Here is a 13,599-nt window from a genome sequence, read left to right on the forward strand (position 1 = left end):
CCGAGGGTCAAGGCCGCGCCCCGCGCACACGCCCGTTGAGCGCTCGGAGACCCGGCGCTGACCCGGGTCAGTGCACTGAGAGTCCGCGGGGGAGGGGCAGGGTGCCCGACGCCCCCGGCGGGACCGGGTGTGCGCCTAGTAGCCCCGGCGGGGGCCGAGCGCCGCGTAGGGCGTGGTCAGGAGGATCCGCAGGTCCGTCCACAGCCCGATCGAGTCGACGTAGTCGAGGTCGACGTCGACGTGCTCGTGCATCATCCCGTTCCCGCGCTCGGAGATCTGCCACAGCCCCGTCAGACCCGGCTTGACGGTGTGCCGGCGGTGCATCCAGGGCTGGTAGTGGCGCTCGACCACGGCGGGGATCTCAGGACGGGGCCCCACCAGGCTCATGTCGCCCTTCAGCACGTTGAACAGCTGCGGGATCTCGTCGATCGAGAAGGTGCGGAGGATCCGGCCGGTCGTCGTCATGCGCGGATCGGCGGGGCTCTTGTGCGTCAGCCGCCGGTCCACGCCGTCCCAGCGCCCCTCGGCGAAGGCCTCGAGGTCGCTCGCAGACGTCGACCGCCGGTCGTGGGCCATGGTCCGCAGCTTGTAGGTCCGGAACGTGCGGCCCTCCAACCCGATGCGCTGCTGGGCGTAGAAGACCCCCGGTCCGAGGGTCAGCCGCACCGCCAGCACGCCGATGAGCAGGACGGGGGAGAGCACGACCACCAGGACCAGCGCGGCCACGAAGTCGAAGACCGGCTTGACGACCTTCAGGTACCAGGAGGGGGAGGTGAGCCGCGGGTACGCCGTCCCGCCGACGGGGTGGAGGACACCAGGTGCCGTCCGCGCGAACGTCCCGCCGCGGGCGCTCCCGCCCGCGACCGCGCCGGCGTGTGCGGGCGCGGCAGGCTCCGAGGCGCTGCGCGGGTTGGGGGGCATCGGGGGGACGGGATCCTGCGGGTGGAGGTGCTGCGGTCGGCGCCCGGCGGGGCGCGGGGGCGGTGGGCAGGCACCGTTCGCTGCGAACGACTGCGAGGATCACCGCGCATGGAGTCCTCGACATCATATGCCTCGATCTTTAGGCCGGACCTGTTCCTCGGACAGGTCGCCCTCGTCACCGGCGGCGGCACCGGCATCGGCCGCGCGATCGCGCACGAGCTCGCCGCGCTCGGCGCCACCGTCGTCGTCGCCGCGCGACGCGAGGAGCCGCTGGTCGAGACGGCGGCGGAGATCGCCGCCGCCGGGGGATCAGCCGACCACGCGCAGGTCGACGTCCGCGACCACGAGTCCGTGGAGACCGCGGTCGCGGGCGTCGTCGAGCGCCACGGGCGCATCGACCTGCTCGTCAACAACGCCGGCGGCCAGTTCCCCTCCCCGGCCGAGCGGATCTCCCCGAACGGCTGGCGGACCGTCGTCGACCGCAACCTGACCGGCACGTTCCTCGTGACCCGGGCGGTCTTCAACGCCTCCATGGGGGTCCACGGCGGGGCCGTCTGCTCGGTCATCGCGGACATGTGGAACGGCTTCCCGCAGATGGCCCACACCGGCGCGGCCCGGGCGGGGGTGGAGAACCTGACCAAGACCCTCGGGGTCGAGTGGGGCCCGCGCGGGGTCCGGGTCAACGCGGTCGCCCCGGGCCTCATCTACTCGAGCGGCATGGACACCTACGACGAGGCGGTCCGCGACGGCGTGGCCGCCACCGCGTCCCGGATCCCCGCGGGCCGGATCGGGACGGAGTCCGAGACGTCGGCCGCCGTGGTCTTCCTGCTGTCACCGGCGGCGGCGTACATCACCGGCGAGACGCTGAAGGTCGACGGCGGCTCGTCCCTCGCGAAGGTGCCCCTCGTCCCCCTCGAGGCCCACGACGCGATCAGCCCGTTCGACGGGTTCCACCTGGCGCGGGAGGTGCCGGACAGCTGGGGGGGTGGGCGATCGCGAACCGACCGGTCAGCTTACAGGCCGTAGCCGGCGGCGATCACCACCGCCGCGAGCCCAGCGACCTCCGCGGTGCTGACCATCGCGCCCATGACGTCGCCGTTCACCCCGCCGAGGCGACGGGTCGCGAGGCCGCGTGCACCCGCGGCCACGAGCAGCGCGGCGACGACCACCCCGACCACGGCCACCCGCACCGCCGCACCCGCGATCAGGACCGCGGCGACCAGGCCGATCGCGGCGGGGAGGGGGCGGAGGTGCTCGAGGAGGTCCGCGCCACGACCGTCCTGTGCCGCGGGGACCGCGCCGACCAGCGTGACGCCGAGGGCTCCACGGCTGATCGCGCTCGTCGCGACCAGCGCGCCGGCGGCCGCGACAGGATCGAGCGACGCGAGCAGGACCACGCGGAGGAGGGTGACGAGCACGAGCGCCAGCACGCCGTACGCGCCGATCCGCGGATCGCGCATGATCTCGAGCCGCCGTCCCGGCCGGGCACCACCGAACAGCCCGTCCGCGGAGTCGGCCAGCCCGTCCTCGTGCAGGCCGCCGGTGAGGGCGGTCGTCGCACCGACCGCGATCGTCGCGGCCGCCATCGGCGGCAGGACCAGCTCGGACACCCACAGGGCGGAGGCAGCGACACCGCCCACGATCGCCCCGACCACGCCGAACCACCCGACGCAGGCGCCGGTGTCGCGGCGGTCCTGCCACGGGTCGCCGACGGGGAGGCGGGTCAGCAGCTGCAGGGCCACCAACAGCATTCGCGGGTGCACCGGGCCATCATGACGGCTCGGCGTCACCCTGCGGCGGCAGCGTCCCTCCGGGCGCCGGGCCGTCCGGACGGCGCTGCTAGGCTTGGAGGCGGAGCTCAGCCGGCGTCGGGCGGGACCCCTCGCGCCGTGGCGCCACCCGCGCCACCGCGCACCGCCGGTCACGCCCGACCAGACACACTGACCCCAGGAGTGAACCCCCCCGCATGGCACGACGACGTAGTGGACGCCGACCGTCCCAGTCCCGCACGTACATCGACGAGGAGACCCGCGCGAAGCGCGAGGCCCGCGCCGGCAACACCAAAGAAGAGGCCCTCGAGATGGAGGGCGTCATCGAAGAGGCGCTGCCCAACACGATGTTCCGGGTGAAGCTGGACAACGGGCACGCCATCCTCGGCCACATCTCCGGCAAGATGCGCAAGCACTACATCCGGATCCTCCCCGGTGACCGCGTGACGGTCGAGGTCTCCCCCTACGACCTGACCCGCGGCCGCATCACCTACCGCTACAAGTAGCGCGACCCCCCTCCCCGGACGGGGGCCAACGGCCCGCTAACGGCCGCGATCCGACGGTCCGGACGGCCGTTACGGTGCGAGCATGCGCAGCGGACGTGGTGACGGTCAGGGGCGGCAGCGGATGGCGGTGGCGCTGCTGGCGCTGTCACTGGGGGCGGTGCTGCTCGGCGTGCCCGCGGGTGCGGTCCCCGAGGAGTCGGCAACTCCGGAGGAGCCGGTCCACGCGGCGGAGGTGGGCGGCGACGGCTTCGCCCGGCTCGAACCACAGGCGTCGGGGTGTGACGCCATCGCCGTCCAGCGCCTCGACGCGGGCTTCCGCCCGACCGGCAGCGCCGTCGAGATCCTGCCCACCGGGGCGACGACGGCCATCGGCGGCTGCGAGATCAACTCGGCCGTCGTCGCGATGGCCGCCGGAGACCGGATCGCCGCGCTCGGCAGGTACACGACCGACGACAGCACCACCTCCGTCATCGAGCTGATCCACGTGACCGGCAGCTCGGCGTCGCGGACCGAGGTGGTCCGCTCCCGCCGCTCAGACACCGGCTCGTCGGCCATCGCCCAGCCACACGACATCGCCCTCGGCCCGGACGGGTCGGGGATCGCCGCCTACGGCTCGTACGAGTCCTCCGACGGGGCGACCGGGACCAGTGAGCTCGTCGTCACCCGCTTCGGCCCGGGCGGCTCCTCACCCGTGTCGGTGCGGTACGACTTCGACGGACCCCGCATGGACGCGGACGTCGCGGTGGCGCCCGACGGGCGCATGGCGGTGGTGTACGGGGCCGGTGAGGTGTTCGGCGCCAAGCAGGTGCACGTGTCGACCTGGGCGGCCGACGGGACCGCCGAGCTGCAGGAGCACCCGCTCGAGGGGGCCACCTTCGACGACACCGTCATACGCGCGCTGTTCACCGCCGACCCCGGTCTGGTCCTGGCGTGGCAGCCCGATCGCGACCAACCCGTGCGGCTGCGGGCGTACGGACCCGACGGCGCCCACACGGGGGCGGACGGCACGCTTGGGAGCGGCAACGCGGGCTGGACGGCGCAGGGGGTCGACGACGGGATCTTCGTCGCGTGGTCGCAGTCGGACGGGCCGGTGGCGGCCCGGCGGTACGGGGCGAACCTCGTGCCCACAGGCGACTCCTACCCGCTGCCCGGGATGTCGGGGGTGGGCTACCCCAGCTCCTTCGTCGACGACCCCGAGACCGGGCGGGTGCTGGTGCAGCACATCACCGACGGGGAGCGCGTCCAGCTGTTCGACATCGGCCTCCCCCAGGCCTTCACCTGGGAGGTCCGGCCGCGCCTGGAACGCCCGGAGCCCGGGACGGTGCCCGATCTGCCGGACGAGCCCGAGGAGGTCCAGCACGCCGCCTTCCCCGTCGACTTCGAGATCACCGACGGCAGCGTCTGCGCCGAGCCCGTCGAGTGGCTGATCGACGGCGAGGTGACCGCGCTGACCCCGAGTGCCCCGCCGTGCGGCTGGTCCATCGAGTTCCCCGCCGAGGGCGAGCACCACGTCGAGCTGCGCGTCGAGGGTGAGTCGGTGCACGACGAGACGATCGACGTCCAGGACGAGCTGGTCGTGATCCTGGGCGACTCGATCGCCTCCGGCGAGGGCAACCCGGACGCCGTGACCCCCGTGCCGGGGACGTACCCCGACGGCCGGTGGGTCGACGACGTCTGCCACCGATCACTGCGCTCGGGGCACGCCGAGGCGGCCCTCCGCATGGAGGAGGACGACCCCCACACCTCGGTCACCCTGGTCCACCTGGCCTGCAGCGGGGCGACGGTGACCGAGGGTCTCCTCGGCCCGCAGACCCGGGACGGGGTGACCAGGCCGGGGCAGATCTCCGCGGCCGCAGCGCTGGTGGGGGAGCGGGAGGTCGACGCCGCGCTGGTCTCGATCGGTGCCAACGACCTCGAGTTCGCGAGCATCGCGATGTTCTGCTCGGCCAACGGCTTCGTCCACCGCTCGAACTTCTTCGACCGCGAGGACTACTACGTCCCCTGCTACGACCTGCACATGGCCCTCGAGAGCCGGGTCAACGTCAGCTTCAAGGGCCTGCAGTTCCAGTCGAACCCGCTCCCGATCCCCGAGCTGCTCGACGTCGTCACCACCAAGCTGTGCGTCGGGGGTGACCCGGGGGAGACCTCCATATCGGTCCGGGAGGGCGACGACCTCTCCCCGGACTACGAGGTGTCGCTGAACTGGGCCGACCTCGACCTCTCCGACCAGGACCCCGTCGGGCCGTCGCGGAGCCAGGAGACCCGGATCGCCGGCGGCGTCCGCGGGCCGGGGTGTCCGGGAGGGGGCGGGTCGGGCAGCTCGCTCAACCCGCTGCTGGGAGGAGGTGGCGTCGGCGTCACCGTCGACCTGACCGATCCGCTGGCCGAGCCCCACCCCCTGCTGTACGTCCCCGAGGACTCGATCAACGACCACATCCCGGTCGTCCCCTCCCCGGAGGTGGTGCGGCTCGAGCCGGAGTTCACCGTCGACGAGCTCGCCGAGCACCTCGCCGGCGAGCTGGACGGATCCCTGACCGCGCTGGGACCGGCGCTCGCGGAGCTCGTCGCCCCCGAGGACACCTATGTGACGGAGTACGGCGACCCGCTGACCAACGACGAGGGCGGCGCGTGCGGCGGTCTCCTGACGTTCGGCGTCGCGCCGGACTCCGGCATCGACGTCGCGGAGTCGCGCTGGGCCCGCGCGTCAGTGCTCGGGCGGCTCAACGGCTCCCTCGCCGCGGCCTCGAGCGCCCACGGCTGGACCTTCGTCGCCGGCCCGGGCACGGACTTCGTCGGCCATGGGCTCTGCGCCACCGAGCCCTGGTTCCTCGACGTCATCGGCTCGCTGCAGGCGGGCAGCAGTTGGAACGGGACGCTGCACCCCACCCCGGCCGGCCACGAGAGCATCGCCGAGGCCGTCGTCGGCAGCGTCGTCGACGACGTCGTGCGGGCCCCTGCGGCCTACGAGTCGCCTGCCTCCTCCCGGCGCGACTACAGCCTGCAGGAGTTCCTGCAGGCCAGCGGTGACCTGGTCTACGTGGACCCCGACGCCGAGATCTTCGAGGACGACGTCGTCCTCATCGAGCACAACGATGAGGCCGAGCTGCGGCGGGTGATCGGCGTCTCGCAGTCGAGCTTCGCCGGCACCGACGGCCTGCTCGAGGTCCGCCTCGACCAGGGCGTCGCGACCGACCACCCGGCCGGCTCGCGCCTGCTCGTCATCGACGAGCTGGACGCGCTGCCGCCGGAGGGAGGCGGGGAGACCCTGGTCAGCGCACGTGACGAGGAGCGGGCGCTCCGCCAGATCTTCGCCGTCGCCGCCCAGGTCGCCCGCTTCCGCTACCCCGATCCCGGGGCGGACCCGCCAGCCCACGTGGTCCTCGGCCGCGTCGACGCGTTCGCCGACGCGCTCGCCGGGTCGGCCCTGACCGGCGACGGGCCGCTGCTGCTGACCCCCGGCGATGCGCTCGAGCCGCTCGTCGCCGCCGAGCTCCAGCGCCTCCTCGCGCCGGGGGGCCCCGTGTACGTGCTCGGCGGCGAGGTCGCCATCAGCGCGGCCGTCGTGGCCGAGGTCGAGGCCCTGGGCTTCACCGTCGTGCGGCTGTCCGGACCCACACGGGTCGAGACGGCCCTCGCGGTCGCCGACGTCGTGGTCGGCGACGGACCGGTGCCCCGGGTCGCTATCGCCCGGTCGAACGCCCCTGCTGACAACCCGACGGCGGCGTGGGCGGACTCGGTCGCCGGTGGCGGCTGGGCGGCGGAGGTCCGCGCCCCGATCCTGTTGACGCCGACCGACCTCCTCCACCCGGCGGTCGAGGCGTGGCTCGCGGCACGACAGCCCGCCGAGCGCATCGTGCTGGGGGGGTCCGCAGCGATCGACGATGCGGTGGTCACCGCCCTCGGGGCGACGCGGGTGGCGGGGCCGTCGCGGGCCGAGACCGCCATCGCGATCGGCGAGCAGCTGTGGGACGCCACCACCGGCTACGTGCTCGTGGACGGGTTCGGTGTGGACGGCTGGGCCTACGGCCTGATCGCCTCCGGTGTGGCGGCCGACGCCGACCGACCGGTCCTGCTCTCCTCCCAGACCGCGCTGCCGGCACCGACCGCGGCGTTGGTGGACACCTGCCCCGACCTGGCGGTCGTCGGCGACGTCGTCGCGCCGGGGTGCTGGGAGGGCGAGGAGCCCTGAGCGCCGGGCGCCGTCAGGCGACGACCAGCAGGATCTTGCCGATGTGGGCGCTCGACTCCATCAGCGCGTGGGCCTCGGCGACGTCGTCCAGGGCGAACCGCTCGTGGATGATCGGGCGCAGCGACCCGTCGGCGAAGCCCGGCCACACGTCGGCGACCATCGACCGGGCGAGCGCGGCCTTCGCCTCGACGGACCGGGCTCGCAGGGTCGAACCCCGCAGGGTGAGTCGGCGGCGCAGCACCTGGGCCATGTCCAGCTCGGCCGTCGTGCCGCCCATCAGCCCGATCGTCACCATCCGGCCGTCGTCCTCCAGGGCCCTGAGGTTCTCCGCCAGGTACCGCGCGCCGATGATGTCGAGGATCACGTCCACGCCCCGACCCCGCGCCTCACGGATCGCGGCGGCGAACCCCTCGACCTCCCGGTAGTTGATCGCCAGGTCCGCGCCCAGGTCCCGGCAGGCGGCAGCCTTCTCCTCCGTCCCGACCGTCACCACGACGTCCGCGCCGAGCCGCCTGGCGAGCTGGATCCCGGCCGTCCCGACCCCGCTCGAGCCGCCGTGCAGCAGCACGGTCTCACCCGCCGCCAGCCGCCCTTGGATGACCACCGCGTCGTGGGCCGTCGAGAACACCTCCGGAACCGCGGCGGCCTCGACGATGTCCAGACCGGGCGGCAGCGGCATGGCGGTCGATGGCGGCACGACCGCCAGCGCGGCGTACCCGCCGCCGGCCACCACCGCGCAGACCTCGTCGCCCTCGGCGAACCCCTCGACCCCCTCGCCCAGCCCCACGACCGTGCCCGACAGCTCGAGGCCCAGGGTGTCCGGCGCCCCCGCGGGAGGGGGGTACATGCCGCGCCGCTGCATCACGTCCGCGCGGTTGACCGCGGTCGCCGCCACCGCCACGAGCAGCTCGCCCGGTCCGGGGGAGGGGTCGGGCAGCTCGGTCAGGGTCAGGGCCTCGGGGCCCCCGGGGTCCGGGGCGATCACGGCGCGCATGGTGTGGGTGGTCAACTCCTGGGGGTGCGACCGACCGCCGGGGGCCCGGAAGTCGGCTGCTACGATACGTGTCGGAACTGTTGAGCGAAGGAGCTGCGCGGGATGTCCGGCAGCGGAAGGAGCATGGTGTCAGCACAGGTAGGTGACGTCGTCACCGGTACGGTCGTGAAGCTGCAGGACTTCGGGGCGTTCGTCCAGATCGACGCGGAGACCACAGGTCTGGTCCACATCTCGGAGGTCCACCGGGACTTCGTGGACAACATCCACGCCTACCTGACGGAGGGCCAGGAGGTCCAGGTCAAGGTCGTCGGGATCAAGGACGACGGCCGGATCGACCTGTCCATCAAGCGCGCTGATCCGGAGTGGAGCGACGAGGCGCGGCCGCGTCCCACCGCCAAGGTGGACAAGGAGTTCAACCAGCGGCTCCGCAAGTTCATGCACCAGTCCGACATGATCCAGGGCGAGGTCCGGAAGCGGAAGCGCACCTTCTGACCGCGACCAGATCGCAGACACTGACGGGCCCCCTCAGCTGAGGGGGCCCGTCGACGTCGTGCGGGGGTGATCGATCAGCCGCCGATCACGCCCTCCTCGGAGAGGAACGCCTCGGCGACGTCGGCCGGCGCCTCGAGGTCGACGCGGATCTGGCGGATCATCTCGGTGACGTTCCCGGTGGTCAGGACGGCCGAGACGGCGTTCAGCGCCTCGGTCGCGGTGTCGGTGTTCACCTCGGTGCGGATGACCGGGACGATGTTCTCGGCCGGCTGCAGGCCCTGGTCGTCCTCGAGGAGGACCCAGTCGTTCGCGGCGATCACGCCGTCGGTGGTGAACATCAGCGCGACGTCGATCTCACCGGAGTCGAGGGCCTCGATGGTGACCGGGCCGCCGGCGTCGAGTGACCGGAAGTCCGCGAACTCGAGGCCGTAGACCGACTCGTAGCCCGGCAGGCACAGCGGCCGCTCGGGGCACTCCGGCGGACCCCCGAGGGTCAGCTCACCGGCCACGTCGGCCAGGTCGCTGACGGTCTCGAGGCCGTACTCCTCCGCCGTCTCGGGGCGGACGACCAGGCCGTTCTTGTCCTCGGCGTCCGACGGCTCGAGCACGTCGACGCCCTGCTCGGCGAAGAGCTCGCGCAGCAGGTCGGTCGTCGCACCGGTGTCCGCGGTCGCCTCGCCGGCGCCGTCGTTGAGGAACTCGAGCGCGGTGCCCACGTACTCGGGGTAGACGTCGATCTCCCCGGACGTCAGGGCCGGCAGCACGACCTCGCGGCTGCCCAGCTGGTAGCGCCGGTCGACGGCGTACCCGGCATCCTCGAGGGCGAGGGCGTACATCTCGGCGACGAGCTCCTGCTCGTCGAAGTTGGTCGACCCGACGACCAGCTCGCCGAGGTCCTCTGCGGGCGCCTCGTCGGCTCCGTCGGCCGCAGTCGGCTCGGCCTCGTCGGCCTCGTCGGCCGCGTCCGTCGCCTCGGCATCGCCGGCGGCGTCGCCGTCGTCGCTCGCGCAGGCGGCGGCCACGAGGGCCAGCACCAGCAGCATCAGCAGGATGGCGAGGCGTCGGCCCGGGGCCGGCGTCGCCGCGGTCGTGGGTGTGCGCATGTCCATGTCCTCGTTCGCAGGGTGGTGGTGGGTCAGATCTGTGCGGGCTCGGGGGTGTCGGCGGGCTGGTCGGCGTCGGCGGCCGCCCCGCCGGAGCGGCTGGCCGCGTCACGCAGCCGGATCCCCTCGGGGACGATCCGGCGCTGGAGGGCCCCGAAGGCCGCCTCGGACGCGATGGACACCACGGCGACGGCGACGGCGCCGCCGAGCGCGAGGGCCCGCGCGGACTCGCTGAACTGCAGACCTCGTGCGAGGCCGGCGATGATCGGCTCGCCCAGGCCGCCGAACCCGACGACGGCGGCCAGGGGGACGGTCGCGACGATGTTCACGGCCGCGGTCCTGATGCCGGCCATGATCACCGGGGTGGCGAGGGGCACCTCCACCTGCCACAGCTGCTGGCGGCTGGTCAGGCCCATGCCGGCCGCGGCGTCGATGACCTCGGGGTCGACCTGGCGGATCCCGATGTAGGTGTTCGCGAAGATCGGGGCCACGCCGATCAGGGCGAAGACCAGCACCAGCAGCACCGTCGAGAACCCGCCGAGCTGGAAGGTGACGAGCAGCAGGCCGAACGCGGGGATCGCCCGGAAGGCGTTCGCCAGGTTGATCGACAGCACCGGCGCCTTGCCGCGGTGGGCCAGGTGCAGCGCGGGGGGCAGGGCGACCGCGCAGGCGACGGCGAGCGCCAGCCCGCTCAACCACAGGTGCTCCAGGGCGAGCTGCGGCAGCCCGTCGACGCTGGCGAACTCCTCGCCCCGCACCCAGGCCAGGACCTGGCTGGTCAGGGACTCCTGGGCCAGCGCGATCACCCGCGGGCCGCCTTCGACCAGGGCGACAGGCGCCGCTCCAACGCCACCAGCGCGATGTCGAGGACGACGGCGAGCGTGACGCTCAGGATGAAGCCGACCAGCGTGGGCGTGAGGTTCTGGCGCTGGAAGCCCTGCAGGATGATCTGGCCCCAGCCGCCCTGCCCGATGAGGGCGGTGATGACGACCAAGCCGATCGTGGTGACGGTCGCGATCCGCACGCCCGCGATGATCACGGGCAGCGCGAGGGGCAGCTGCACGCTGCGGAGCAGCGCGGTCTCCCGGTACCCCATCGCGCGGGCGGCCTCGACCACCTCCACCGGCACGCTGTCGAGCCCGGCGATGGTGTTCCGGACCAGGATCAGCAGGGTGTAGATCGTGAGGGGGATCAGCGCGCTGGCGGTCGACAGCCCGGTAAGCGGGACCAGGGCGACGAACAGGGCCAGGGAGGGGATGGTGAAGAGCACGCCGGTCACCTGCAGGACCGGCCCCTGCAGCCGGGGGTGGCGCGAGGCCATCACCGCCAGGGGGAAGGCGATCAGGAACCCGATGGCGACGGCCATGATGGTCAGCTGGACGTGCTCGATGCCCCGCTCGACGATCACGTCGCCGTTGCGCTGGATCCACTCCCAGTCGGGGAACGGCCGGCTCTGGGCGAGGACGGGCATCGGTCGAGGCTCCGCGGTCAGCTCAGCGACTCGGTGACCAGCTCGCGGGTCACGATGCCCTCGAAGCTGCCGCCCGGACCGACGCGGACGGCGATGCCGTTCGGGGAGGCGACCAGGACGTCGAGCGCCGCGCGCATCGAGTCCTGCGCCTGCACGGTCGCCGCGAACTCGCGGGCCCGCCCGGCGTCGACGGTGCCGTTCAGCTCGTGCACGTAGCTCCACCCGTGGACCCGGCCGCCGTCGTCGACGATGGCCACCCAGTCGACCCCGGCGTCGGCGGCCACGCGGGCGGCCTCGGCGCTGGGCGTACCCGGGCTGACGACGGGACGGCGGTCCGCGGTGACCTCGCTGACCGGGATGAGGGCGAGGCGGCGCAGCTCCCGCTCGGCGCCGAGGAACTCCTCGACGAAGTCGTTCGCGGGGTGGGCCAGGATCTCGACGGGGCTGTCGAGCTGCTGGAGCACCCCGCCCTCGGCCAGGATCGCGATGCGGTCGCCCATGACGATGGCTTCGTCGATGTCGTGGGTGACGAAGACGATCGTCTTCTGCACCTGCTGCTGGAGGTCGAGGAACTCCTGCTGCAGGCGGGTCCGCACGATCGGGTCGACGGCACCGAACGGCTCGTCCATCAGCAGGACCGGCGGGTCCGCGGCGAGCGCCCGCGCCACCCCGACGCGCTGGCGCTGGCCTCCGGACAGCTGGTGGGGGTAGCGGTCCACCATCTCGGGGGTCAGGCCGACGGTGGTGACCAGCTCGTCGGCGCGCTCGGTGATCCGCCGGTCGTCCCACCCGAGCAACCGGGGCACGGTCGCGATGTTGTCGCCGACGGATCGGTGTGGGAACAACCCGATCTGCTGGATGACGTAGCCGATGCCGCGCCGCAGGTCGGCCGGGTCGAGGTCCGTCACGTCCCGCCCGTCGACGCGGATCGTCCCGGACGACGGCTCGATCATGCGGTTGATCATCCGCATCGACGTGGTCTTGCCGCACCCGGACGGGCCGACGAGCACCAGCACGTCACCCTCCGGCACGTCGAAGGTCAGGTCGTCGACCGCCACGGTCCCGTCGGGGTACCGCTTGGTGACGTGCTCGAAGGAGATCACGGTGTCGTGATCCTACGACCGGGGTGCGACAGGTGCACCAGCCGGTCCTGTCGGGTAGGAGGCCGGCTCGACGCCGATCTCGTGCATCCGGTCGCTGTAGCGGCGGTAGCGCCGCCCCGCGTCGCCGTCGCGGCCGGCGGCGGCGGGGGAGCGGACCAGCGCCAGGTGGGCACCCTCGTCGTAGGGGGCGAGCTCCAGCCGCCGTTCGGGTGGGTGCGCTGGCCGCTCGTGCGGGCGGCTGGTGAACCCGGTGCGAGCGCCCGTCCACCGAGCGCCCGCCCAGGGCCCCCCTCCGCAGGTTTGCGAGTTTCGCAACTTCGGGCAGACTTAAGTGCGTGACCGACGTGCGCCCCCTCACCGACCTGCTCGGTGACACGCGTGCGCAGATCGTCACCACCCTCCAGCAGCGGCCCACCACCGCCCGGGAGCTGGCCGACGAGCTCGGCATCTCCGCCGCCGCGGTCCGCCGCCACCTCGCGGTGCTCGCCGGTGACGACCTGGTCAGCTCCGAAACCGTCCACGACGGCTCGATGGGCCGCCCGAACGAGCGCTGGTCCCTCACGGCCCGCGGCAAGCGGCTCTTCCCGGACCGGTCCGCAGAGTTCGCCGACGAGGTGCTGTGCCACCTCGAGCAGGCCTTCGGCCGCCCGGCCGTCGCCGCGTTCCTCAAGGCGCGGGCCGAGCAGCACGGTGATCGGTACGCCGACCGCCTCGCCGACGTCAGCGACCCCGTCGAGCGGGTGCGGGCCCTCGCGCGGGCGCTCAGCGACGACGGATTCGCGGCCCGCGTGGTGGACGGCCAGAATGGGCGGTCGCTGACGCTGCTCCAGTCCCACTGCGCCATCGAGGGGATCGCCACCGAGCACCCCGAGGTGTGCGCCCACGAGGCCGCCCTGTTCAAGCGCCTCCTGGCCGCGGACGACCAGCGCGTCACGGTGTCCCGGCGGGACACCATCGCGAGCGGCGCCCAGGCCTGCGTCTGCCACATCGAGCTGGCCGACGACCACCCCCGATCCCCCCAGACCCCGACCTCCGACAGGAGTGCGTGACC

12 protein-coding genes are annotated in these 13,599 nt (G+C 73.2%); 5 read left to right on the forward strand and 7 right to left on the reverse strand.

Annotated features, from left to right (window positions below):
• Nucleotides 1-135: 135 nt before the first annotated feature.
• Entirely contained in the window at nt 136-921 is a 786-nt protein-coding gene (locus tag ACEQ2X_RS05830; RefSeq protein WP_370324848.1) for a sugar transferase, read from the reverse strand.
• Nucleotides 922-1,029: 108 nt separating this feature from the next.
• On the opposite strand from ACEQ2X_RS05830, the gene ACEQ2X_RS05835 reads away from it, so the two are divergent.
• A complete protein-coding gene (locus tag ACEQ2X_RS05835) occupies nt 1,030-1,947 on the forward strand; it encodes an SDR family oxidoreductase (RefSeq protein WP_370324849.1) in 918 nt (305 codons plus the stop codon).
• On the opposite strand, the gene cobS is transcribed toward ACEQ2X_RS05835, so the two are convergent.
• Entirely contained in the window at nt 1,935-2,684 is a 750-nt protein-coding gene (gene cobS, locus ACEQ2X_RS05840; protein WP_370324850.1) for an adenosylcobinamide-GDP ribazoletransferase, read from the reverse strand. The genes ACEQ2X_RS05835 and cobS overlap by 13 nt on opposite strands.
• A gap of 251 nt (nt 2,685-2,935) precedes the next feature.
• On the opposite strand from cobS, the gene infA reads away from it, so the two are divergent.
• Together infA and ACEQ2X_RS05850 are read left to right on the forward strand one after the other, a co-directional pair.
• Nucleotides 2,936-3,196, forward strand: coding sequence for a translation initiation factor IF-1 (infA, locus tag ACEQ2X_RS05845; RefSeq protein ID WP_370324891.1), 261 nt, complete (start codon nt 2,936-2,938; stop codon nt 3,194-3,196).
• 82 nt (nt 3,197-3,278) lie between these two features.
• Complete coding sequence (locus ACEQ2X_RS05850) at nt 3,279-7,385, forward strand: cell wall-binding repeat-containing protein (protein ID WP_370324851.1); 4,107 nt, start codon at nt 3,279-3,281, stop codon at nt 7,383-7,385.
• Between the two features lie 13 nt (nt 7,386-7,398).
• Here ACEQ2X_RS05850 and ACEQ2X_RS05855 read toward each other — a convergent pair whose 3' ends face one another.
• The gene (locus ACEQ2X_RS05855; RefSeq protein WP_370324892.1) at nt 7,399-8,379 is read right to left on the reverse strand and encodes an NAD(P)H-quinone oxidoreductase; all 981 of its coding nucleotides are present in this window, start codon (nt 8,377-8,379) and stop codon (nt 7,399-7,401) included.
• Between the two features lie 123 nt (nt 8,380-8,502).
• Between ACEQ2X_RS05855 and ACEQ2X_RS05860 the strand changes: the two genes are divergently transcribed.
• Nucleotides 8,503-8,871: a S1 RNA-binding domain-containing protein gene (locus ACEQ2X_RS05860; protein ID WP_372530543.1), complete on the forward strand. Its 369-nt coding sequence runs from the start codon at nt 8,503-8,505 to the stop codon at nt 8,869-8,871.
• 74 nt (nt 8,872-8,945) lie between these two features.
• On the opposite strand, the gene ACEQ2X_RS05865 is transcribed toward ACEQ2X_RS05860, so the two are convergent.
• Genes ACEQ2X_RS05865 through ACEQ2X_RS05880 form a run of 4 tightly spaced genes read right to left on the reverse strand, consistent with a single transcriptional unit; the run spans nt 8,946 to nt 12,548 of the window.
• Nucleotides 8,946-9,974: an ABC transporter substrate-binding protein gene (locus ACEQ2X_RS05865; RefSeq protein ID WP_370324854.1), complete on the reverse strand. Its 1,029-nt coding sequence runs from the start codon at nt 9,972-9,974 to the stop codon at nt 8,946-8,948.
• A 32-nt stretch (nt 9,975-10,006) separates the two neighbouring features.
• Complete coding sequence (locus ACEQ2X_RS05870; protein WP_370324855.1) at nt 10,007-10,780, reverse strand: ABC transporter permease; 774 nt, start codon at nt 10,778-10,780, stop codon at nt 10,007-10,009.
• Nucleotides 10,777-11,445 carry an ABC transporter permease gene (locus ACEQ2X_RS05875; RefSeq protein WP_370324856.1) on the reverse strand — a complete coding sequence of 223 codons (669 nt, stop codon included), beginning with the start codon at nt 11,443-11,445 and terminating at the stop codon, nt 10,777-10,779. Before ACEQ2X_RS05875 ends, ACEQ2X_RS05870 begins: the two co-directional genes overlap by 4 nt.
• 17 nt (nt 11,446-11,462) lie before the next feature.
• Nucleotides 11,463-12,548: an ABC transporter ATP-binding protein gene (locus tag ACEQ2X_RS05880; protein ID WP_370324857.1), complete on the reverse strand. Its 1,086-nt coding sequence runs from the start codon at nt 12,546-12,548 to the stop codon at nt 11,463-11,465.
• A 335-nt stretch (nt 12,549-12,883) separates the two neighbouring features.
• Here ACEQ2X_RS05880 and ACEQ2X_RS05885 point away from each other — a divergent pair, with 335 nt between their 5' ends.
• A complete protein-coding gene (locus tag ACEQ2X_RS05885; RefSeq protein WP_370324858.1) occupies nt 12,884-13,597 on the forward strand; it encodes a helix-turn-helix transcriptional regulator in 714 nt (237 codons plus the stop codon).
• Nucleotides 13,598-13,599 lie beyond the last annotated feature (2 nt).

This window comes from Euzebya sp., assembly GCF_964222135.1.
Lineage (GTDB): Bacteria > Actinomycetota > Nitriliruptoria > Euzebyales > Euzebyaceae > Euzebya.

Coding starts and splice junctions, on each gene's coding strand:
- ACEQ2X_RS05835 (WP_370324849.1), top strand. CDS start 1,030: ATGGAGTCCTCGACATCATATGCCTCGATCTTTAGGCCGGACCTGTTC.
- ACEQ2X_RS05865 (WP_370324854.1), bottom strand. CDS start 9,974: ATGCGCACACCCACGACCGCGGCGACGCCGGCCCCGGGCCGACGCCTC.
- ACEQ2X_RS05860 (WP_372530543.1), top strand. CDS start 8,503: ATGGTGTCAGCACAGGTAGGTGACGTCGTCACCGGTACGGTCGTGAAG.
- ACEQ2X_RS05850 (WP_370324851.1), top strand. CDS start 3,279: ATGCGCAGCGGACGTGGTGACGGTCAGGGGCGGCAGCGGATGGCGGTG.
- ACEQ2X_RS05855 (WP_370324892.1), bottom strand. CDS start 8,379: ATGCGCGCCGTGATCGCCCCGGACCCCGGGGGCCCCGAGGCCCTGACC.
- ACEQ2X_RS05875 (WP_370324856.1), bottom strand. CDS start 11,445: ATGCCCGTCCTCGCCCAGAGCCGGCCGTTCCCCGACTGGGAGTGGATC.
- ACEQ2X_RS05830 (WP_370324848.1), bottom strand. CDS start 921: ATGCCCCCCAACCCGCGCAGCGCCTCGGAGCCTGCCGCGCCCGCACAC.